The sequence below is a fragment of the Anaerotardibacter muris genome, assembly GCF_943192915.1.
In the GTDB taxonomy this organism is placed as follows: domain Bacteria; phylum Actinomycetota; class Coriobacteriia; order Coriobacteriales; family Eggerthellaceae; genus Anaerotardibacter; species Anaerotardibacter muris.
Genome location: NZ_CALPCD010000007.1, coordinates 1 through 22,442, shown reverse-complemented (window position 1 = coordinate 22,442; position 22,442 = coordinate 1). Strand labels below are relative to the sequence as shown.

Here is a 22,442-nt window from a genome sequence, read left to right as displayed (position 1 = left end):
GGCAAGCAGTTACCTTACTGCTGGTCGCCTTCGTTGCCGTTAGAGGCGGAAGCGGAGCTGTCACCCAGCGAATCAGGATCGATAACGCCAAAGCCCATGTCAGAAACAGAGTTCAGCAGCTCGTCAAGTTCGTCCAGGTTGCGCTGATAGGAGCGCGGAGGCAGCGCCTCGCCCAGCATGTCTTCGCCATCAGTGCTGAAGGATGCAGGCTTGTCGCCACCGATCAGAACCGTGTCGTCTGGCGAGAACACCATATCCAGCAGCTGGCTCATGTCGTCAGCGGATGCCGAGAAGTCGTCCTCGATGACCTTGGACAGGCCATGGTTTTCCAGACCTGCCTTCAGTTCCTCGATAGCCTTGGTGCCAATGCCCTCGATGCGCAGCAGTTCGTCTTCGGTGTGACCGACCAGGTCGGCAACCGTTTCGATGCCTGCTTCGGAGAACTTGTTAGCCCAACGCTGGGAAACACCCAGGTCGTCGTAGATGTAGAGGCGCGCCTCTTCGTCGGTAAGGTTCTTCGCACGATAACCTGCGGTGATGGACGCGAAGTAGCTTGCATAATCGGAGCCAGCGCCCATGTAGTCGCCATCGAGCGACCAATCCTGGGGCTGCGGCAGCAGCTCTTCGATGTCGCGCAGTGCCTGAGGTGCAGAGTCGGGCAAGCGATCGGAATCGTTCGCGGTGACCGGCACACCCTTGTAGGTGATGTCAACATCCTTGTAGCGGCGCAGACCCGTACCAGCCGGGATGGGCTTACCGATGATGACGTTCTCCTTCAGGCCTTCGAGCGTGTCGACCTTGCCCTCGATAGCAGCATCGGTAAGGACCTTGGTGGTTTCCTGGAACGATGCAGCAGACAGGAACGAATCGGTAGCAAGCGATGCCTTGGTGATACCCAGCAGCAGCGGCTGGCCCACGGGCGGATTCTTGCCTTCCAGGATCATGTTGTTCACAACGTCTTCGAATTCGAAGCGATTCACCTGGCTGCCCGGCAGATAATCGGAATCGCCTGGATCCACAACAGCAACCTTACGAAGCATCTGACGTGCGATAACTTCGATGTGCTTGTCGTTGATGTCTACACCCTGGGAAACGTACACGTCCTGTACCTGATTGACGATGTAGCGAAGCGTGGTATTCGGGTCGGTAAGGCGCAGCAGGTCGTGTGGATTGATGGAACCCTTGGTAAGCTGCTGACCAACCTCAACTTCGCAACCATCTTCAACACCAGGCATGAGCTGAGCGCGAGCCGAAACCACGTATTCGCGGATATTGCCTTCCTGGTCGTGGATGGTAAGGATCTTGTTGTTCTTGTCACCCGAGACCTGCAGGGTACCAGAGATCTCTGCCAGGGTTGCCTGGCCCTTAGGCTTGCGAGCCTCGAAAAGCTCGGTAACACGAGGCAGACCGTGGGTAATGTCTTCACCAGCGACGCCACCAGTATGGAACGTACGCATGGTAAGCTGCGTACCCGGCTCACCAATGGACTGAGCAGCGATGATGCCAGCTGCAGTGCCGATGTTGACCGGGCGGGAAGTTGCCAGGTCCCAGCCATAGCACTTCTGGCAGATGCCATGTTCAGCATGGCAGGTCATAACGCTGCGGTGGATGAGCGTTTCAACGCCTGCATCCGACCAGCCCTTCAGCTGAGCAACCGAATCGATGAATTCGCCCGCATCAAGCAGCACTTCGCCGGTCTTGGGGTCGACGATCGGCTCAGCCAAGCAACGGCCGACCAAAGAGTCGTCCACTTCGCCCTTGGCGTTCAGCAGCGTGCATTCAACACCCTCGGAGGTGCCGCAGTCAAGCTCACGAATGATAACGTCCTGCGCAACGTCGACCAAACGACGGGTAAGGTAACCCGAGTCAGCCGTACGCAGAGCGGTGTCAGCCAGACCCTTACGAGCACCATGCGTAGAGATGAAGTATTCCAGTACGGAAAGGCCTTCGCGGAAGTTCGCCTTGATAGGACGGTCGATGATCTCGCCCTTCGGGTCGGACATAAGACCACGCATACCAGCCAGCTGACGGATCTGCTTGATGTTACCACGAGCACCAGAGAAGGCCATCATGTAGATGGGGTTGAACTTGTCGAAGTTCTCCGCCATGGCTTCACCAACTTCGTCGTTGGCTTCATTCCAGATGTCGACGATCTGCTTATGGCGTTCCTCGTCGCTCATCAGGCCCATCTCGTAGTCTTCGTCGATAGCGGCAACGCGCTTGTCGGCAGCAGCCAGGATCTCGTCCTTTTGGGGCGGGATGGTTGCGTCGTAAACAGAAACGGTAACGCCAGCGCGGGTAGCATAGTGGAAACCAGCGCTCTTCAGACCGTCCAGGATGGGTTCCATCTCAGAGGTGGTGTAGCGGTTGGAGCAATCCTCGACCAAACGCGAGATCTCGGTCTTGTTCATTTCATAGTTCAGGAATGGATAATCATCCGGCAGAACTGCGTTGAACGTGATACGACCGATGGTGGTCTGGATGCGCTCGCCAGCCTTGTGCTCTTCGAATTCACCGAAGGCAGAAGCAACCTGGGTGTCCTTGGTCAGGCGGACCCAGATCTTGGCCTGCAGGTCAAGCTCGCAGCGAGCATCGTAGGCATTCAGAGCGTCGTCGAAGTCGATGAACGCACGGCCTTCGCCAGGGAAGCCATCGCGAGCAGCGGTGAGGTAATACAGACCGATGATCATGTCCTGCGTGGGAACCGTCAGCGGACGGCCATGAGCAGGCGATTTGATGTTGTTTGCGGAAAGCATGAGCACGCGTGCTTCAGCCTGAGCTTCGTTGCCCAGCGGCACGTGAACCGCCATCTGGTCACCGTCGAAGTCCGCGTTGAATGCGGTACAAACGAGCGGATGCAAACGGATAGCCTTGCCTTCTACCAGCACTGGCTCGAAAGCCTGGATGCCAAGACGGTGAAGGGTTGGAGCGCGGTTCAGGAGCACGGGGTGTTCGGTGATGACCTCTTCCAGAACGTCCCAAACATAGCTTGCGCCACGATCGACCGCGCGCTTAGCAGCCTTGATGTTGGCAGCGTATTCCAGCTCGACCAAACGCTTGATAACGAAAGGCTTGAACAGCTCCAGTGCCATGGCCGAAGGAAGGCCGCACTGATGCAGCTTCAAGGTAGGACCAACAACGATAACGGAACGACCAGAATAGTCGACGCGCTTACCGAGCAGGTTCTGACGGAAGCGGCCCTGCTTGCCCTTGAGCATGTCAGAGATTGACTTCAGCGGACGGTTGCCCGGGCCCGTAACGGGGCGGCCACGGCGGCCGTTGTCGAAGAGCGAGTCGACAGCTTCCTGGAGCATGCGCTTTTCGTTGTTCACGATGATCTCAGGCGCACCCAGGTCCAGCAGACGCTTCAGGCGGTTGTTACGGTTGATGACACGACGATACAGATCGTTCAGGTCAGACGTTGCGAAACGACCACCATCGAGCTGCACCATGGGGCGCAGATCAGGCGGGATGACTGGGATAACGTCCAGGATCATGTCAGAAGGCTTGTTCTTAGAGTGCAGGAATGCGTCGACCACCTTCAGGCGCTTGATGGCCTTAGTGCGCTTCTGGCCCTTGCCAGTGGCAACCACTTCGCGCAGTTCCTCGGCAGTTGCAGCCAGGTCGATCTCTTCCAGCAGGTCACGGACGGCTTCAGCGCCCATGCCACCCTTGAAGTATTCGGAATAGTTGGTGCGCATCTCGCGATAGAGCTGCTCGTCGGGAACCAGCTGCTTGGGCTCGATCTTCAAGAATGCGTCGAATGCGTCGTTGCGCAGAGCCTTGCGCTCGTTGAATTCCTCGTAGAGATCGGCGATCTCTTCTTCGACCTCTTCGGGGGTCATGCGCTCGTCTTCGTCGATGTCATCAACGAATTCGTCTTCTTCAGGAACGTATTCCGTGGAAAGACGGCGCGTAGCCGCGATCAGGCGATCGCGTTCGGCATCCAGTTCTTCCAGGTCAGCAGAAAGTTCGTCGCGCAGTTCCTCGATATCTTCTTCGCGTGCTTCCTTGTCCACCGAAGTGATGATGGAGCTTGCGAAGTAGAGCACCTTCTCCAGTTCCTTCGGCGCGATGTCGAGCAGGTAGCCCAAACGCGAAGGGGAACCCTTGAAGTACCAGATATGCGAAACCGGAGCTGCCAGTTCGATGTGGCCCATACGTTCACGACGGACCTTGGAACGGGTAACCTCAACGCCGCAGCGCTCGCACACGATGCCCTTGAAGCGGATGCGCTTGTACTTACCGCAGGCGCACTCCCAGTCCTTCGTGGGGCCGAAGATCTTCTCGCAGAACAGACCGTCCTTTTCGGGCTTCAGCGTACGATAGTTGATGGTCTCGGGCTTCTTGACCTCGCCACGGGACCAACCGCGCACGTCTTCAGCACTGGCAAGAGAGATACGGATCGCATCAAAGTTATTCACGTCGAATTCAGTCATTTAGTTCTCCTCTCCCTCATCGGTCGCATCTGCGACTGCTACTTCTTCGGCAGCTTCCTCGGCCGCAGCTTCAGCCGTTTCGGCTGCCTCGGCTGCTTCTTCAGCAACTTCTTCAGTTGCTTCGTCAGCTGCCTGGGCCGCATCTTCGGCAGGAGCTTCCTCGGTGGCCTCGACCACGTCGGTCTCGGAAACTTCTTCGACCGCGTCAGCAGCAGGTGCCGCATCATCGGTGTCGCTGAAGTCGAGCAGATCATCCAGGTCAGCCTCGATAGCGCCCAGCAGCTCTTCGCCTTCCGGTGAAGACTGGCCATCCATCGGTGCGCCGATCAGCTCTTCTTCCATTTCCTTAGCCTCAGGAGAAACGGTGAGGTCAGAGTTGGTGTGGGTATTGCCCTCAAGTTCGACATTCAAACACAGCGAGCGCATTTCCTTGATAAGGACCTTGAAGGATTCCGGAACTTCCGGAGCCGGGATGGACTCGCCCTTGACAATGGCCTCGTAGGACTTGACGCGGCCGGAGGTGTCGTCGGACTTGATGGTAAGGATCTCTTGGAGGACGTTAGAAGCGCCATAGGAATAGAGCGCCCAAACTTCCATTTCGCCGAAGCGCTGGCCACCGAACTGAGCCTTACCACCGAGCGGCTGCTGGGTGATCAAGCTGTAAGGGCCAGTCGAACGAGCATGGATCTTGTCGTCGACCAAGTGACCGAGTTTCAGGATGTAGCTCTGGCCAACGGTGATGGGCTCGCGGAACTTCTCGCCCGTGCGGCCATCGTAGAGCCAGGTCTTACCAGTACGGGAAAGCTGCGGGACGAATTCCACGCGAGCCAGGTCGCCGTACTTCTTCTTGTGGATGTTCACCAGGTTGCGGTTCGCCTTCTCGATAACGTCCGAGATCTCTTTCTCGGTAGCGCCGTCGAATACCGGCGTTGCAACATGCATGGGGCCATCTACCACTTCGTCAGTCTCTTCTGCGTCAGACCAGCCCCACTTCGCCGCCCAACCAAGGTGGCATTCGAGCAGCTGACCAACGTTCATACGAGAAGGAACGCCCAGCGGATTCAGGATAACGTCGATAGGCGTGCCGTCTGCCAGGTAAGGCATGTCCTCAACAGGCAAGATGCGGGAGATAACACCCTTGTTGCCGTGACGACCAGACAGCTTGTCGCCCTGCTGGATCTTACGCTTCTGAGCAACGAATACGCGGACCAACTCGTTCACGCCCGGTGCCAGTTCGTCGCCGTCAAGGCGGGAAGAACGGACCACGTTGATGACGCGGCCGCCCGCACCGTGGGGCACCTTCAGCGAGGTGTCGCGGACTTCACGAGCCTTCTCGCCAAAGATCGCGCGCAGCAGGCGCTCTTCGGCGGTGAGCTCGGTTTCACCCTTCGGGGTGACCTTACCTACCAGCACATCGCCTGGGAACACTTCAGCACCCACGCGGATGATGCCGTCTGCGTCCAGGTCAGAGATCATATCTTCGGAGATGTTCGGGATCTCGCGGGTGATCTCCTCAGGGCCAAGCTTGGTGTCACGCGCGTCGATCTCGTATTCGGAGATGTGAATGGAGGTGAGCAGGTCTTCTGCCACCACGCGCTCGGAGATGATGATAGCGTCCTCGTAGTTGAAGCCTTCCCAAGGCATGTAGGCAACCATGAGGTTCTGACCCAGCGAAAGCTCTGCGCCATCGCAAGAGGGGCCGTCAGCCAGGACATCGCCCACTTCTACGCGGTCGCCCTTCTTCACGATGGGCTTATGGTTCATGCAGCCGCTCTGGTTGGAGCGCTGGAACTTCGGAACCAGGTATTCGTCATATTCGCCATCTTCGCGCTCGACGATGATGGTCTGACCGTCAACATAGTCGACCACGCCAGCGTTCTGGCAGACCAAGATCTCGCCAGAGTCGACCGCGATGCGGTGCTCGATGCCCGTACCGACCAGCGGTGCATGGGGCTTGAGCAGGGGCACTGCCTGACGCTGCATGTTCGAACCCATCAGAGCGCGGTTAGCGTCGTCGTGCTCGAGGAACGGAATGAGCGAGGTAGCGACCGAGGTCATCTGACGAGGGGAAACGTCCATGTACTGAACATTCATAGGATCGACTTCGTCCGGTTCGCCGAAGACACCGTTAGCATCACGCGTACGGCAGAGAACGCGCGCAGCCTTGTGGAAGACGCCGTCGTCGTCGGTGTAACCGAATTCGCGGGTCTCAAGGTTGAACGTTTCGTTCGCCTGAGCGATGGTGTAGTGCTCTTCTTCGTCTGCGGTGAGGTAGTCGATCTCGTCGGTGACCTTACCGTCGATGACGCGACGATAGGGAGTCTCGATAAAACCGTAAGGATTGATGCGTGCATAGGTTGCAAGAGATCCGATCAAGCCGATGTTCGGACCTTCAGGAGTTTCGATCGGGCACATACGGCCGTAGTGCGAGGTGTGAACGTCGCGAACTTCAAAGCCTGCGCGCTCACGCGACAGACCGCCAGGACCCAGTGCGGACAGGCGGCGCTTATGCGTGATGCCTGCTGCGGGGTTGGTCTGGTCCATGAACTGCGAAAGCTGGGAGGAACCGAAGAATTCCTTGATCGCAGCCACGATCGGACGGATGTTCACCAAGCTCTGCGGCGTGATGTCATCAGGCTCCTGCATGCTCATGCGCTCGCGAACGACGCGCTCCATGCGGGAAAGGCCGATGCGGAACTGATTCTGGATCAGCTCGCCCACCGTGCGGATACGACGGTTGCCGAAGTGGTCGATGTCGTCGGTGTGATAGCCCTCGACGCCATCGTGCAGCGCGATGATGTAGCGCATGGTCTCGATGATGTCGTCCTGAGTAAGAGTGGACTGATCGTCTTCAGGATCGAAGCCCAGCTTCTTGTTGATCTTGTAGCGACCGACCTTTGCCAGGCCATAGCGCTGCGGATTGAAGAACAAGCCGTCGAGCAGGGTGCGGGCCGAATCGATCGTAGGGGGCTCGCCTGGACGGAAACGACGGTAGAGTTCGATGAGCGACTCTTCCTTGGTGGTCGCGGGGTCGCGGTCGAGCGTGCGGATGACCATCTCGGAATCGCCCAGCAGCTCGATGATCTCTTCACGCGTCTCAGCGATGCCGAGCGCACGAAGGAGCAGGGTTGCGGGCTGCTTGCGCTTGCGGTCGATGCGGACCGAGAGCACGTCGCGCTTGTCGGTCTCAAATTCGAGCCATGCGCCGCGGGAAGGGATGATCTTCGCGTTATAGATAGTCTTGTCGGAGGTCTTGTCGCGCTCGGACGAGAAGTACACGCCCGGGCTGCGGACCAACTGGGAAACAACAACGCGCTCGGTACCATTGATGATGAAGGTGCCGCGCGGGGTCATGAGCGGGAAGTCGCCCATGAACACTTCTTGTTCCTTGATCTCGCCAGTCTCACGATTGATGAAACGGATCTCGGCGAACAGTGGTGCTTGATAGGAAACGTCACGAGCTTTGCACTCGTCTACGCTGAACTTCGGTTCCCCGAATTCATGCTTACCGAATTCAACGCACATATCTTTGTTGCTGGATTCGATAGGACTGATGTCTGCGAAAGCATTTGCAAGGCCTTGATCAACGAATTGCTTGAAGCTCTCCGTTTGAATGGCGATAAGATTAGGGACGTCCATGACGTCAGGAATCTTTGCAAAGCTTCGACGGGTCCGATAATGGCTGGTGGAATCGGTTTTTTCGGCTTTACCCACGAGTCATTTCCTCCTTCGATATAACTTCGATTTTGCAAAAACACGCAATTATCTAAGATATGACGGGGTAAAGCCCAAGTCAAGGAAAATTTTTTTGAATTGTGTTTCTCTCGTGAATTTTTCCGGACACCTTGGGGACGGGTTCATTTTTTGTCCCGGACACTTTGGGGACAGGTCCGCTTTTGTCCCAGACAGTTTGGGGACAGGCCTCGTGAACGAATTAGGGCGCAGTTCTTTTGTCAACGGCAGGTCTCCAATAGGGAACCTCTCATAGGGACAGGGGGCAAAACCGTCCCGTGCCCCAGTCGCTTCCGCCACCATCCCTATCTATCCGCTATCCCCTCTCTACCAGATAGAGCGAGCTCCATCTACGTAGAGCGGGGTCCCATTCACCATGTCAGAGCAATCGCAAGCCAAGAACAAAGCTGCTGCTGCGATGTCGAGCGGATCACCCACCTTACGATTGTGAGGGATCGGACGCGTAATGGCCTCGTAGGCCGCAGGCTTATTGAGCGTTGATTGCGTCATGTTCGTTTCAATATAGCCAGGACAGATGCAATTCGCACGGATATTGAAGCGCGCCCACTCGAAGGCCATGCAGCGCGTCATCTGCACTACTGCAGCTTTCGCCGATGCGTACGGCAACATGCGCGTCGAAGCCACACGTGCTACTACCGAGGCAATGTTGATAATATTGCCTCGCTCTTGTTCGATCATGATCTCGGCAACGCGCTGCGTCAGGAAGAAAACGGCCTTGTAGTCGGTGTCCACCACTCGGTCCCATTCTTCTTCGGTCACATCTTGAGCCAGCTGATCATTGCTCAGTACAACGCCCGCATTGTTCACTAAGATATCGATGCGGCCGAATGCGTTCATGCAAGTGTCCACCAAGGTCTTGCGATCCTCATCGCTTCGAATGTCACACCGTACGGGAATGACCTCGGCATCGAACTCTTCTGCGATCTCTTGGGCGCGAAGTTCGATCCCTTCCGCGTCCATGTCGGCAACCACCAATCGCGCGCCATAGGCTGCGAACGTGCGTGCGATACCGCGGCCGATGCCGATCTCGCTCGCAACACCCGTGATGATAGCCACCTTGTCCGTTAGGTCGAAGCGCGGAATGTCCATCTTCCCCGTTTCCAAGATAGTGAAGTTGCTCCCCTTCATCGCTCTCCCCTTCCCAGAAGCTCTCATGCCAAGACTCTACCACGATTCGTACGTAAGTCATACACGAACAAACCCGGACACCTTGGGGGCAGGTCCGTTTTTGTCCCGGACACTTTGGGACAGGCCAGGATTACCAAATGGGATGTCTGACCTGTCCCCTTTTTGTCCCGGACAGTTTGGGACCTGCCCCCGAAGCGTTCCAAAGAAAAAGGCGACGAAAGAATTCGCCGCCTTCGATCGATAATCTAAAAAGAGCGCTACGCCAGACCTACGCGCAATTCTTGCAAAGGCGTAATCCCATGCTCTGAGCCTTGCTCAAAGAAACCGTAATGGGGTTATTGATCTTCGCGGCGCTTCGACAATTCTTGGTGTGATAAACACTCGATCCCGATGCGTATGTGACCATAGAAGTGTTCTGAGTCGAAGCACTCTGAGTCTGCTTGATCCACTTGCCATCGCTGCCAACTCGATAGCCATCGATGGTTGTGTTCGTAGCCATCACGCCATCAGAGCCAACGTAATAATCACCGATCCAACGATTTGTCTGCATTGCCCCAGAACCATTCAAGTAATACCACTTGCCGCCCGACTTCAACCAGCCAGTCTTCATGGCTCCAGAACCATTGAGGTAATACCAAGTTCCACCGATCTGCTGCCAGCCAGTCTTCATGATGCCGCTGTCGGCCAGGTAATACCACTTGCCTCCAACCTTCTGCCAGCCTGTCTTCATTGCGCCAGAACCAGCATAATAATGCCAGCCATCGGATTCCTTGTTCCAGCCTGTTACCATGGCACCCGAGCTCTTGAAGAAGTAGGTCTTCTTGTCGATCTCTTGCTTACCAGTCTGCATAGCGCCATCAGCTGCAAGGTAATACCATTTTCCCGAAAGCTTCTTCCAGCCCGTCTGCAGATCACCGCTGCGACTACAGTAATACCACTGCCCATCAACCTTGACCCAGCCAGTTTGCATCCAGCCACTAGCATTGAATCGATAGATCTTGTTATCCGCCAGCACCCACTCGTTCTTCGGATAGCTTCCATCAGGCTTCTTGATCCACCATCCTTGCGTCTCATGGATCCATGTGCCACCCGAAACGATGGACATAGACAGTGCACGCGAATCGATCTTGCTTTGTTGTTCATCGGCGTGAGCGGGCGTTGCATAAAAGCATGCTGCAATGACCAAAGCGAATAAGCTGCTGAACAGGGCTGCGAAAGCGAACCCGTGGGATCTTGTCTTCTCCATAGTCTTCCTTCCTCTCCAGCAATGACCCAATGATGGGCCGCTGACCTCGGAAATACTATCATCCTCTTTCGCGAAATACCAGCCTTGACATCCATGCCAATAATTTCTGAATAAATCGGGGGGAAGGTAGGTCGCTTTCGAACACCCCGGGGACGGGTCCGCTTTTGTCCCGGACACTTTGGGGACAGGCCAGAATTACCAAATGGGATGTCTGACCTGTCCCCTTTCTGTCCCGGACAGTTTTGGACCTGTCCCCTTTACTTTTGCCTCCGTCCTCTTATCCCTGTAGTATGGATGCAAGGGAAATTGACAAGGGGGAACTATGAACATCGCAGTTTTGGGAGCTGGATCGCTCGGTAGCGCGATCGGAGGCACGTTGGCGCTTGCAGGAAATGATGTAACGCTCATCGGACGCGCGGCGCACGTAGAAGCTATCGACCGATCAGGGCTCACGCTCGTTACCCCACACGGTGAAGAGAGGGCAGATGTTCGTGCCCAGACTACCGCCGAGGGACTTGAGCCAGCCGATCTTGTGCTGGTGATGTGCAAGTCCTTCGACACGCGCGAATGCATCGAGACGAATCGCAGCGTCATCGGACCAGAGACCATAGTGCTTTCACTCCAAAATGGTCTTGGCAACGAGGACCTGCTCTGTGAACTGCTCGACCCGAACCAGGTCATCGCAGGCAAGACCTATATTGGTGGGATGATGCTAGAACCGGGCAAGGTCCAGTCGACCACCGAAGGCAAGCAGACCTTCATCGGCGAATATAGCGGTCCCATCACGCCACGAATCGAGAACGTTGCTCAGCTGTTCAACGATGCCGGAATGGAATGCATCGCCTCAAAGCACATGAAGAATATCATCTGGGATAAACTGCTCATCAATGTAGCAACAGGCGCTGTCTGCGGCGTGACCAAGCTTCCCTATGGCGACTTCTATCAGCATCCTGAATTGGTGGACACCGCACTTGCAGCGGTCAGCGAAGGTATGCGCGTTGCCATTGCCGAAGGCATCATGCTCACGCGTCACGATCCGCGCGAAGTGTTGGAACTAGCGCGTGAGAATCTTCCTTACGATTTCAAGCCATCCATTCTGCAAAGCTTAGAGAAGCACCGTCGCACCGAGATTGATGTGATAAACGGTGCTGTGGTCACCTACGGCAAGCGCCACCAGATCGAAACACCCGTGAATGAAACGCTTGTTGCATGCGTCAAAGGGATCGAACGTTACACCGAGATCTACGATCCCGCGCTGTAGACAGATTGTCTTCGTCATTCACTTGACTCTGGCACGATTCTGCCCGGGACGGTTTTGTGTTTGGCACCAAAGTGTCCGGGACAGAATCGTGTCTGGCACCAAGGGGTGCAGGTGGCATCAAAAAGAAAAACTCCTGGCCGGAAAACCGGGCAGGAGCTTTTTCGAGCGGAATGAGACTATCTTTGTAGACAAAATGGGGGCTGCCCCCTTTTTGTCTACTTCGATTCTTCTATGGGGATGGGCGTGGTGTCCTCTTCCTCTAGGCGATTGCCCCAAACGTAATGCTTGGTCTCGCGTGCGATCAGAGCTGAAAGACCCAGGACCGCGATAAGGTTCGGAACCGCCATGAGCGCGTTGGTGATGTCGGAGATATCCCACACGAAGCCCTGCAGGCCGATAGCGCCCAAGAAGCAGATGCACAAGAACACGATCTGGTAAGGCTTGATGGCATGCTTACCGAACAGGTAGGTGATGCAACGGTTGCCGTAGTAAGACCAACCGACCATGGTCGAATAAGCGAACAACACCAGGCCGATGCACAGGACCAGCGGACCTACCACCGGAATCTGCGCGAAGCACGTGGTGACCAGCGTGGCCGTTGCGCCCAGGAAACTGCCATCATTGAAAGCAGCAGAGATCTCGGGGCTTGCCAAGATAGAAGAGACCAGCGCGATACCCGTGAGAGCACAAACGATAACGGTATCCCAGAAGGTGCCGGTCATGGAAACGAGTGCCTGACGAGCAGGGTTGCGCGTGATAGCGGAAGAAGCGACCAGCGGCGAAGAACCCAGACCAGATTCGTTGGAGAACAGACCGCGTGCGCAACCAAGCTGCAGCGCGATCATGATGGAAGTGCCAACTGCACCGCCGAATGCAGCCTGCGGAGTGAAGGCGCAAACCACGATCAGACCGATAGCGTCGATGAAATACTGACCATTGATAACGATGAGCACCAAGCAAGCCAGCACGTAGAAGATGGTCATCGCAGGGATGAGCTTTTCGCATACGCGCGAGATGACCTTGATACCGCCCATGATGACCACCGCGATCAGGGCCACCAGGATAAGACCCACGATGATCTGCAGCGGGGAGGTCATGAACAGACCGAACACATCGATATTCGCTTCTGCGATTGCCGCCGTGCCCGAGAGGGAAACGATAGCACCCGAAAGCGAATTCGCCTGGACCGCAGCACCGATACCGAACGATGCGATGGCGGCGAACACTGCGAACAAGATGCCCAGCACCTTGCCGAGCGTCTTGCGCTTGAAGCCGCGCTGCAGCGCATACATAGCACCGCCGAGCATGTTGCCGTTATGGTCCTTAACGCGGTACTTCACCGCGATGAGCGTTTCAGAGTACTTGGTTGCGATACCGAAAACACCCGTGATCCACATCCAAAAGATAGCACCAGGGCCACCCGCGATGAGCGCCGTGCCCACACCGATGATGTTGCCCGTACCGATAGTAGCTGCCAGCGATGTGGTGAGCGCCGCGAAGGGGCTCACGTCACCTGCGCCACTGTCCTTGGTAACGGAGAGCTTGATGGCCTTCGGGATCTTGCGCTGGATGAAACCTGTGCGGAAGGTCATGAAGACATGCGTGCCCAAGAGCAGCAGGATCATGATGGGACCCCACACGAAACCGTCGACCGTTGCGACGATATCTTCGATCCAGGTGTTATCGCCCGTGCCGGCAGTGGTGAAGCCAGCACCCAACTCTACGAAAGGTCCGATAAAAAATTGGTAGAAGAAATCTTCCATGAGAATCCTTTTCTCAACTCTGCGGCAACCGCGTTGCCTTCGCTCGCAATTCCGAACTCGGAGAATTCACGCTTTCAACGTGCCACGGCGAACCGCGCACTATCTTCAACTAAAGCGCTTTAGCATTGTAGACTAGCTTTTGCTACGAACATGTTACAAAGCGGCGGAAATGAGTGAGCGGAATAGATTGGCCCTGCGGGGAATCTAGCTATAACGGGAGCAACCCTCGCTAAACGGCTGGATCAACCCTCGCCAAACAACTAGATCGACTCTCACCAAAGACTGCGCACAGAACGGATCGATCCTGCGGCAACAACCTTGCAAGCACCCATAAAAACGCCCTCTTATGAGGGCGTTTCGGTCAAGATTTGATTCGCTTTGTAGGCATTCGCCTTAAGAGAAATCATACATTCCTGACGTAGCCTTGCGGAACTTATCATAAACTTCCGCAGCAATAGCTTCATCGACCAGCAATTCAAACGATTCAGGCTGACCTTCATCGTCGAGTTCAGTGACCTCCAAGATGAGCACTTCGCCAGAGCCTAGTGGCTCGCCTTCGACCCCTGCTGGGAAGAAGAAGCCATATCGCCTGTTGTTATGCAGGATCAAACCCAAGAATTCAAGGCTGATGGTCTCGCCTTTTTCATCCTGGAAAGTGTAGATCGCGCCCTCCTCTACGGGCGGCGCGAAATCAGGATCGCTCGCTTGTCTCATTCTTTTTTCTTTCTCTTGTAGCGTATCGGCTTGTTATCCTGCTTGCCCGAACCTTTCTTTCCATTCGAAGCAGAAGCCTTAGCAGGAGCAGAAGTTGCACCGCTTGCAGAACCACTACCAGCCGTAGCGCCAGCAGTTGCGGGGGCAGCCGTCAAACCAGTGGTGTAGACGAATTCACCCAAGGTGCTGCCGAAGCGCTTATCGGCCTTCTGGTACTTCGGCTCGCGCGACTTCCACAATGCATAGAGCGGCGTTGCTACCGCGATGGATGAATACGAACCTGCGAGCAAGCCTACCACCATCGCGAATGCGAAGTCCTTCAAGGTCTCGCCACCGAAGATGAGCATCGCAAGAACTGGGACGAGCGAGGTGAGCGTTGTATTGATGGTACGGATGAGCACCTGGTTCACCGAATGGTTCGCCATGGTCATGAAGGAGCAGCGAACGCGCGATTCCTTCATGTTGTCCACCATGCGGTGGAACACGACCACCGTGTCGTAGAGCGAATAACCCAAGATGGTGAGCAAGCCCGCGACCGCATTCGGCGTGAATTCGCGTCCGAACAGTGCATACGCGCCAATGACGATTATCAGGTCGTGCAATAGCGCAACGACCGCCATAACACCCATCTTGTACTCGAAGCGGATCGCGATATAGATGATGATCAAGATCAGCGACACGAAGAACGCCATGAGCGAAGACTGGATGACGCCCGCGCCCCAGTCAGGACCGATGGTGGTCACCTCATAACTCTCGGTCGAAAGATCGAGTGCTTGCGCAACTTGGTTCGCATGGTCAGCCGCCTCTTCAGCCGAGGTAGTGGTGGTGCGGATGAGGAAGCCTTCTGAACCGTCGGTCATGGTAGTCTGGATGACCGCATCAGGTTCGCCCGCATTAGCGAATGCCTCGCGCATGTCATCGATGGACACTTCCCCAGTACCGTGGAAGCTGATGGACGTACCACCCACGAATTCGATACCGAAATTAAGACCGCGAATACCCACGAGCGCGATCGAAAGCACGATAAGACACGCGGAGACCGAGAGCAATATCTTACGCACCTTCATGAAGGGAATATCGCGCTTGATGAAGCGACCTTTGAGCGACTCGACCTTCTCTTGGGCCGCCATGGCTACCGCACCCACGCGTTCTGCATACTTGCGAGCGATGGACTGATCCATCATCTCGCCCGTTTCGACCTCGTCGATGCTCACGCCCTCAGCTTCTGCCACTTCGCCGTAGATCTCGGCTGCATGCTCGCTATCCTTCACATCCCAGAATTCGGGATGGTTCGCAATGACCTTCGGGGCGAGCAGGCGGATGATAGGTGCCTTGAACAACAACATTACCGCGATGTCGCACAAGATACCGAGCGACAGCGTAAGACCGAAGCCCTTGACCGAAGCAGATGCCAAAAAGAACAGCGTCAACGCCGAAACCAGGGTGACCAAGTCAGCGTCGATGGAGGTGACGATGGCGTGCTTGACGCCCGTGATGGAAGAAGCGCGCACGCTCCTGCCCATACGGATCTCTTCACGGAAGCGCTCAAGCGTAAGGATCGAGGAGTCGGCTGCAACACCGATCGTTAGAACGATACCTGCAACGCCTGCCAGTGACAGCGAGAAGAAGCCGAACGCGGAGAGCAGTGCGAGCAAGCCCAGATAGAGGACTGAGAACACGATCATGGCCGCTGCGGTGAGCGTACCCAGGCCCTTATAGAAGAACAGCAGGTAGATCATAACGATCAAGAGGCCGATGATCGCAACGAGCAAGCCGCTCATCAAAGCGTCCTGACCGAGCGTCGGGCCTACCACCTGGCTCTGTTCGTACTGGAAGCTAACAGGCAGCGAGCCAGATTCGAGCACTGTCTGGAGCGCCTGTGCGTCCTTCAAGCTATAACCGCCCGTGATCTGCACGTCGCCAGTGGGGATCTCAGCCTGAACTGCGGGTGCCGACTGGATCTGATTATCGAGCACGATCGCGATCTTGCCCTTGTCGGGTGCCAGTTCGCGGGTTGCTTCAGCGAACTTCTCCGTGCCTTCAGCGTCAAGCTTGATGTTGACCGCATAGTCAGTGCTGGTCTCGGATGCCTTGCCAATGGTGACGCGTTCGATGTTCTCACCCGTGATCACCGGCGTATAAGACCCCGGTTCAACTTCGCGGTAGTGCGTGGTCTCGCCTACGAAGGTGTTACCGAACACATCGCGATATGCCTCGTGAGACGCATACGCATCCTGCGCGATAGCTTCACGGTCGGCCATGTTCACGAATGAATCGGCGCGAGCCAGGTCGAGCTTACCGGTCTTACCGATGGTTGCCAGCGCGGTCTCTGTATCAGAGAGACCTGGGATCTGGACAAGGATCTGGTTATTGCCTTGAATCTGAACGGTTGCTTCGGATGCGCCGAGCGCGTTGACACGAGACTCGATGACCGAGCGAGCCGATTCCATATCCTCTGCGGGAATCTCTTCACCGTCAGTGCTCTGCGCGCTCAAAACAACGGACAGACCACCACGAATGTCGAGGCCTTGGTTGATCTTCTCCGCAGGAGGCGTGAACATGATGATCGAACCGATGACCAGCGCTGTAGTGACGATGAGCAGCCAGATGTTGCGGCGCGTCGGGTTCGACTGGCGCTTGCTGCCCTTCTTGGACGCCTTGATCGAAGCAGCGACCGCAGCTGATCGGCTCTTGTCGCGGCTTGCATCAGCCTTAGCCTTCTTCTTGGCGCTCTTTTCGCGTTCCTTGCGAGCACGGTCAGCAGCCTTCGCAGCAGCCTTGCGCTTCTTCTCGAGTGCCTTGTCTTCTGAACCCTTTTTGCTTTCGCCCTGATCCATCAACTTTTCCCATCGTGTTTCGATTTATTCATAGTTGCTCACGTGCTGCTTTCGGGCCTGCGAAAGGGCACACGAACAACCTTCTTGATCCAACTTTCAAGAATACCAAAATCGCTCCGTTTTTCTAGGTTGGTTTGAGCAGATTTCGTGGAATAACGCCTAGTAATCCTTAGCCGCAGGCGAGTTCATCCAATCGGCGAGGAATTCATCGTATCCTCCCGCAAGCACCGCATCACGTGCGCGGTCCATCAAGTGGATGAGGAACCACAGATTATGGATGGAGAGCAGGATAGCACCGAGCATCTCGTTCTGCTTAACAAGATGGCGAATGTAGGCGCGGGTATGGTTCTTGCACGTTGGGCAATCGCAAGCATGATCGAGCGGCGTAAAATCATGCGTATACTTAGCATTTCGCATGTTCATACGACCCTCAGAGGAGAAAGCCGTGCCCATGCGCGCCGTGCGAGTAGGCAGCACACAGTCGAACATATCAACGCCTTCCCCAACCGCTCTCACCAGCGTGGTGGGATTGCCAACGCCCATCAGGTAACGTGGCTTGTCTTCAGGCAGCGCGCGAGCAACCAGGCCGAGCGTTTCGAACATGACCTCATGTTCTTCGCCTACCGAATATCCACCGATGCCGAACCCGCCAAAGCCCTTGTGTCCCGCAGCGATGGATTCATCATTGATCTGCTGCAGCAGCTCCACCGACTTCAGACGCAGATCGAGCTCCATGCCTCCCTGCACGATCCCGAAGAGCGTCTGGTCTTCGCGATGATGAGCCGCCAAACAACGACGCGCCCAGTTCGCGGAGAGCTCTACGGCCTTGTCGACGAAATCGTATTCGGCAGGATAGGGCGTGCACTGATCGAGCTGCATGATGATATCAGCGCCAAGTTTTTGCTGGATCTCCATGTTGGTCTCGGGGGTCCAGCGGATGTTCGCGCCATCGTAGATGGAACGGAAGGTCAGACCGTCGCTATCGAGCTTCAGGGTGTCCGCTAGCGAGAACACCTGAAAGCCACCGCTATCGGTAAGGATCGGGCCTGGATAGTTCATGAACTTATGAAGGCCGCCCGCTTCTGCGACCAGGTCTTCGCCTGGACGCAGTGAAAGATGATAGGTGTTCGCAAGGATGACCTGCGCGCCGATCTCTTCGAGCGTTTGGGTGCGAATGCCCTTCACAGTCGCGCTCGTGCCTACAGGCATGAACACCGGCGTCTTGATGGTCCCGTGTGCGGTCTCGAAGCTGCCGGCACGCGCATGGCCCGATCTAGCATCGAGCGTGTAGTCGAACAGTGCCATCATTCACACTCCGGCAAGGTCTTCACGAATTCGAGCAGGTCAGCGAGCGACCCATGCTTCATTTCGCTGTAATCGAAGTTGATAGGATCGAGCAGCCAGTCGGTGACCAAGAACGCATCAGCGCCCAGCGCGCAACAAGCAAGGTCTTCCTGAGTGTTATTCCCTACCATCAAGATCTCGCTGCCTTCGCCCTGAGCGAGCGCGATGTTCTCTTCATAGTAGAGCGGAAATGGCTTGGTAGCGTGCGAATTGTCATAGGTGGTGATGCGGTCGAATACGCTTGCATCATCGATACCAGCCCAGCGCAGGCGAGCCTCCACCGCAATACGCGGGAACAGCGGCATGGTGGTAAGGAACAGCTGATAGCCTTTGTCCTTCAACTCCTTCACCACTGCTGCGGCATTGGGATCGGGCGTGATCGAATTGCCGATCTCATCGAAGGACGTGCGATAGAACTCCAGCAACAACGGTTCCATCTCTGCACGTGAAATGCCCGAAAGACGCTCGAAGGTCTCCCAGAAGCACACATCGTTCATGGGCCCTTCCGGCTTGATCATGCTGTGCACCCCTTCATTCACCGCGTGGAGGATGCGCTCGGAATCATAGCCCCTCTCACCTGCGAACTTACCCAATCGCGCGAAGTATTCATGCAAGAAAGCATCCATATCGAGCGGAAGCAAGGTTCCATCAAGATCGAAGAAGATGGTCTTATAGGTAGTAGGCTGGCTCGGTGACATAGTGAGCTCCTTCAGCGCTTGCGCTCGCAACAAGCGAAGACCGCAGGCAAATGTGTCATTTCGTTTCATTCAATGTTAGTATAAGCAAGGTTCAAAGGAGAGAAATATCCTATGAAAGTGCTACTTCATGCTTGTTGCGGGCCGTGTTCGATCGAGCCTGCGCGCATCCTTCGCGAAGCAGGTCATGATATCACCATCGCTTATATCAATTCGAACATCGATGCGCCTGATGAATACCGCAAGCGTCTGGATACGCTGCTAGCCTGGGCGAAGGCTGAAGGAGTACCCGTTATCGAGGGATCATACGACCCTGATACATGGAATGAGCACATGAGCAACCGTTGGCAGGAGGGACAGGCGCGCAAGATGCGCTGCCAGGCTTGCTATCGTTTTCGCTTCGATGAATTGTGCGTGATGGCCAGTGAAATGGGCTTCGAAGCTGTAGGTACCACGCTTTCGGTAAGTCCCTACCAATTCACCGAAGCTATCGAGCAGGAGCTCCTGGCAGCAGCAGAGCCTTACCCTGAACTTGACGTGGTGTTCGAGGATTATCGCCCCTTCTACCCCACTGCTACCGAGAAGAGCCGCGATATGGAGATGTATCGCCAGAACTACTGCGGTTGCCATTGGTCCGATGAAGAAGCGGCGCAAGAACGCGAAGAGCGCAAAGCTGCAAGGCGCGTGAAGAAGCTCGAAGACAAGCAGCGCAAGCTTGCCTCTCTGACCACGTCCGATTTCGATTACGATCTGCCGCCAGAGCTTATCGCGCAAACCCCTCACCCCGACCGTGATGGTTGCAAGATGCTGGTGATGAAGCGCGAGAATGGCAGCTTGCAAGATCGCATCTTCCGCGACATCTACGACTACCTGAAACCAGGCGATCTGCTGGTAGCCAACGAGACGCGTGTCATCCCTGCCCGCTTGCTGGGTTCGAAGCATGAAACGGGCGGTGCTGCCGAAGTGTTATTGCTGCGCGAACGATTCGATGTGGAGCCTAAGACCGATGCAAGTGCGGTCTGGGAGGCGCTCGTGAAGCCGGGCCGTCGCCTGAAGCCTGGCGCAGTGGTCGATTTCTTCGCTTCTGATGCTGATACTGATGCCAAAGCCGATGCCGAGAGCGAGGGTAAGGGCAAAGATACAACCCCGCTCATGCAGGCTGAGATACTTGACTGGGTCGAGGACGCGCAAAAAGGCGAGCGCTTGGTGCGTCTTACCACGCCACTCTCGTCGCTCGATGATGCGCTCCATCAGGTGGGGCATACGCCCTTGCCGCCCTACATCAAGAACTATCAGGGCGATGAAGAGCTCTACCAGACCGTCTTCTCGCGTGAAGAAAAGAGTGCAGCAGCGCCCACGGCTGGACTCCACTTCACGCCCGAGCTGATCGCGCGCCTGAAGGAAAAGGGCGTTGGCTTCGAGACGGTGCATTTGGAAGTAGGGCTCGATACCTTCCGCGTGGTCGATGTCGAAGATCCGCACGAGCATCAAATGCATACCGAATACTACAGTGTTCCGCAAAAGACCGTTGATGCCATCCTTGAGACCAAGAAGCATGGCGGCCGTGTTATCGCAGTGGGAACCACTAGCGTGCGCAGCCTTGAGAGCGCCTGGGACAAAGAGAGCAACCAGCTGTTGGCGCGCGATCGCCAGACCACCGATCTGTTCATCTTCCCAGGATACGAATTCAAAGTGGTCGATGCGCTCATCACGAATTTCCATGTGCCTCGCTCCACGCTCATGATGCTTGTGTCTGCGTTCTCTTCGCGCGACAACGTGATGAAGGCCTATCGCCACGCCATCAAGCGCAAGTATCGCCTCCTCTCCTTCGGCGATGCCATGTTTCTCTACTAACTGGGGACAGGTCCCATTCTGTCCCGGACACTTTGGGGACGGGCCGGAATCGCCTAAACATTTTGAAGAACAGCCCCCAACTAACCAAACACCCTGAAGGCTTATCGGGGAAACCCTTTCGGTAATCCTGGCCTGTCCCCTTTCTGTCCGGGACAGTTTGGGACCTGTCCCCCTTTTTGTCTGGTTGGTATCGGTTGGGTACGCGCAAGGCCGCAAACGCATTAAAAGCGGTAAAGTATTCAGCATGAATGAAAACGCACGAGAAGGATCAACTATGCGTAAAGATATGAAAGTTGCTGTGCTCATCGATGCAGAGAACATCTCGAGCAAATACGCGCACACCATCTTGCAAGAGGCGTCGAGTCTTGGCAACGTTATCTACAAGCGAATCTACGGCAACTGGACCTCCACCCAGCTTGGTCCCTGGAAAAAGCAGCTGCTCGATCACGCCATCCAGCCTATCCAGCAATACAGCAATACTGCAGGCAAGAATTCTTCTGACTCCGCTCTTATCATCGATGCAATGGACCTACTCTACCAGGGGAAACTCGATGCTTTCTGCATCGTATCCTCCGACAGTGACTTCACGCGTCTAGCTTCCCGCCTGCGCGAGTCCGAGATGTACGTTCTGGGCATTGGCGAACAGAAGACTCCGCGTTCGTTCATTTCCGCCTGCAATAAGTTCGTCTACCTCGACGTTGTCTATGCGGAACAAGAACGAAAAGACCAGAAGCGCAAGCGCAAATCTGACGAGAACAAGGATCGTGAGAAGGCCGCTTCAGCAGCCAAGGAAGAAACAACCCCAAAGACCTCGACCAAACAAGCGAGCAAAGACCGTGTAGCTGAAGCTAAGCATGCCAAAGCTGCCCCTGAAAAGACCACTTCCGCAGAAGTTGAAGAATTCGACGACAAGCACGCTTACAGCGATGGCACTGACATCGTTGAAGTAACCGATGCCCTTATCAACATCCTCGAAGAATACAGCGATGACGAAGGCTGGATGGCTGCTTCGAACCTGGCAAGCTTGCTCTCACGTCGCTTGAACGACTTCGACACCCGTAACTTCGGATTCAAGAAGTTCGTGCCCTTCGTCCAATCCCTCAAGATCTTCGAAGACCGCAGCGTTGCTCCTTCAGACGACCCCAATGCTCGCGCTATCTTCTTCCGCCTGATCGAAGATTGATGTCTTGAACATAGTTAACCTTGAACGCAAAAGAAAAGCCGGCTAGAAGCCGGCTTTGATTCGATGGTGGGCGATACAGGATTTGAACCTGTGACCTTCTGCTTGTAAGGCAGCTGCGCTCCCGCTGCGCCAATCGCCCGAATTCAGTAAATGCCCTGCATGAGCAGAACGCCCTATCCTCCCACGGACTACACCGCAGTACTTTCGGCGAAGAGGGGCTTAACT

The 22,442-nt window shown here is 55.7% G+C and carries 12 protein-coding genes, 1 tRNA gene and 1 pseudogene; 4 read left to right on the top strand and 10 right to left on the bottom strand.

Features of this window, described 5'->3' with window-relative positions:
* Positions 1-14 precede the first annotated feature (14 nt).
* The 4 genes from NFR25_RS06415 to NFR25_RS06400 all read right to left on the bottom strand — a co-directional run bounded on the left by NFR25_RS06415 (position 15) and on the right by NFR25_RS06400 (position 10,566).
* Positions 15-4,439 carry a DNA-directed RNA polymerase subunit beta' gene (locus NFR25_RS06415; protein ID WP_251198420.1) on the bottom strand — a complete coding sequence of 1,475 codons (4,425 nt, stop codon included), beginning with the start codon at positions 4,437-4,439 and terminating at the stop codon, positions 15-17.
* Positions 4,440-8,078 (bottom strand): DNA-directed RNA polymerase subunit beta, encoded by a 3,639-nt coding sequence (gene rpoB, locus NFR25_RS06410; protein ID WP_251198419.1) that lies wholly within the window; start codon positions 8,076-8,078, stop codon positions 4,440-4,442.
* A 420-nt stretch (positions 8,079-8,498) separates the two neighbouring features.
* Entirely contained in the window at positions 8,499-9,320 is an 822-nt protein-coding gene (locus tag NFR25_RS06405; RefSeq protein ID WP_251198418.1) for an SDR family NAD(P)-dependent oxidoreductase, read from the bottom strand.
* A 268-nt stretch (positions 9,321-9,588) separates the two neighbouring features.
* Positions 9,589-10,566: a hypothetical protein gene (locus NFR25_RS06400; protein WP_251198417.1), complete on the bottom strand. Its 978-nt coding sequence runs from the start codon at positions 10,564-10,566 to the stop codon at positions 9,589-9,591.
* A gap of 322 nt (positions 10,567-10,888) precedes the next feature.
* Here NFR25_RS06400 and NFR25_RS06395 point away from each other — a divergent pair, with 322 nt between their 5' ends.
* Positions 10,889-11,827, top strand: coding sequence for a ketopantoate reductase family protein (locus NFR25_RS06395; RefSeq protein ID WP_251198416.1), 939 nt, complete (start codon positions 10,889-10,891; stop codon positions 11,825-11,827).
* A 215-nt stretch (positions 11,828-12,042) separates the two neighbouring features.
* Here NFR25_RS06395 and NFR25_RS06390 read toward each other — a convergent pair whose 3' ends face one another.
* The 5 genes from NFR25_RS06390 to NFR25_RS06370 form a co-directional block, all read right to left on the bottom strand.
* Entirely contained in the window at positions 12,043-13,452 is a 1,410-nt protein-coding gene (locus NFR25_RS06390) for an alanine/glycine:cation symporter family protein (protein WP_251198467.1), read from the bottom strand.
* 531 nt (positions 13,453-13,983) lie between these two features.
* Positions 13,984-14,304: a DUF1292 domain-containing protein gene (locus tag NFR25_RS06385; RefSeq protein WP_251198415.1), complete on the bottom strand. Its 321-nt coding sequence runs from the start codon at positions 14,302-14,304 to the stop codon at positions 13,984-13,986.
* A complete protein-coding gene (secD, locus tag NFR25_RS06380; protein ID WP_251198414.1) occupies positions 14,301-17,141 on the bottom strand; it encodes a protein translocase subunit SecD in 2,841 nt (946 codons plus the stop codon). Before secD ends, NFR25_RS06385 begins: the two co-directional genes overlap by 4 nt.
* Positions 17,142-17,300: 159 nt before the next feature.
* Positions 17,301-18,446: a tRNA guanosine(34) transglycosylase Tgt gene (gene tgt / locus NFR25_RS06375; RefSeq protein ID WP_251198466.1), complete on the bottom strand. Its 1,146-nt coding sequence runs from the start codon at positions 18,444-18,446 to the stop codon at positions 17,301-17,303.
* On the bottom strand, positions 18,446-19,183 hold the full coding sequence (locus NFR25_RS06370; RefSeq protein WP_251198413.1) for an HAD family hydrolase: 738 nt from the start codon (positions 19,181-19,183) through the stop codon (positions 18,446-18,448). The genes tgt and NFR25_RS06370 overlap by 1 nt, the downstream gene beginning before the upstream one ends.
* 111 nt (positions 19,184-19,294) lie before the next feature.
* Here NFR25_RS06370 and NFR25_RS06365 point away from each other — a divergent pair.
* The 3 genes and pseudogenes from NFR25_RS06365 to NFR25_RS06355 form a co-directional block, all read left to right on the top strand.
* Positions 19,295-19,810, top strand: a pseudogene (locus NFR25_RS06365) (epoxyqueuosine reductase QueH); the annotation flags it as partial.
* A gap of 93 nt (positions 19,811-19,903) precedes the next feature.
* Positions 19,904-21,034: a tRNA preQ1(34) S-adenosylmethionine ribosyltransferase-isomerase QueA gene (gene queA / locus NFR25_RS06360; protein ID WP_251198465.1), complete on the top strand. Its 1,131-nt coding sequence runs from the start codon at positions 19,904-19,906 to the stop codon at positions 21,032-21,034.
* A 274-nt stretch (positions 21,035-21,308) separates the two neighbouring features.
* The gene (locus tag NFR25_RS06355; protein WP_251198412.1) at positions 21,309-22,217 is read left to right on the top strand and encodes an NYN domain-containing protein; all 909 of its coding nucleotides are present in this window, start codon (positions 21,309-21,311) and stop codon (positions 22,215-22,217) included.
* Between the two features lie 64 nt (positions 22,218-22,281).
* Here the strand turns inward: NFR25_RS06355 and NFR25_RS06350 are convergent.
* A tRNA-Val gene (locus NFR25_RS06350) sits at positions 22,282-22,356 on the bottom strand.
* Positions 22,357-22,442: the final 86 nt, after the last annotated feature.

Bases quoted from the DNA above. Each gene is read 5' to 3' on its own strand.
- rpoB (WP_251198419.1), bottom strand. From the start codon at position 8,078: ATGGACGTCCCTAATCTTATCGCCATTCAAACGGAGAGCTTCAAGCAA.
- NFR25_RS06395 (WP_251198416.1), top strand. From the start codon at position 10,889: ATGAACATCGCAGTTTTGGGAGCTGGATCGCTCGGTAGCGCGATCGGA.
- NFR25_RS06355 (WP_251198412.1), top strand. From the start codon at position 21,309: ATGCGTAAAGATATGAAAGTTGCTGTGCTCATCGATGCAGAGAACATC.
- NFR25_RS06370 (WP_251198413.1), bottom strand. From the start codon at position 19,183: ATGTCACCGAGCCAGCCTACTACCTATAAGACCATCTTCTTCGATCTT.
- secD (WP_251198414.1), bottom strand. From the start codon at position 17,141: ATGGATCAGGGCGAAAGCAAAAAGGGTTCAGAAGACAAGGCACTCGAG.
- tgt (WP_251198466.1), bottom strand. From the start codon at position 18,446: ATGGCACTGTTCGACTACACGCTCGATGCTAGATCGGGCCATGCGCGT.
- NFR25_RS06385 (WP_251198415.1), bottom strand. From the start codon at position 14,304: ATGAGACAAGCGAGCGATCCTGATTTCGCGCCGCCCGTAGAGGAGGGC.
- NFR25_RS06400 (WP_251198417.1), bottom strand. From the start codon at position 10,566: ATGGAGAAGACAAGATCCCACGGGTTCGCTTTCGCAGCCCTGTTCAGC.
- NFR25_RS06415 (WP_251198420.1), bottom strand. From the start codon at position 4,439: ATGACTGAATTCGACGTGAATAACTTTGATGCGATCCGTATCTCTCTT.
- NFR25_RS06390 (WP_251198467.1), bottom strand. From the start codon at position 13,452: ATGATCCTGCTGCTCTTGGGCACGCATGTCTTCATGACCTTCCGCACA.
- NFR25_RS06405 (WP_251198418.1), bottom strand. From the start codon at position 9,320: ATGAAGGGGAGCAACTTCACTATCTTGGAAACGGGGAAGATGGACATT.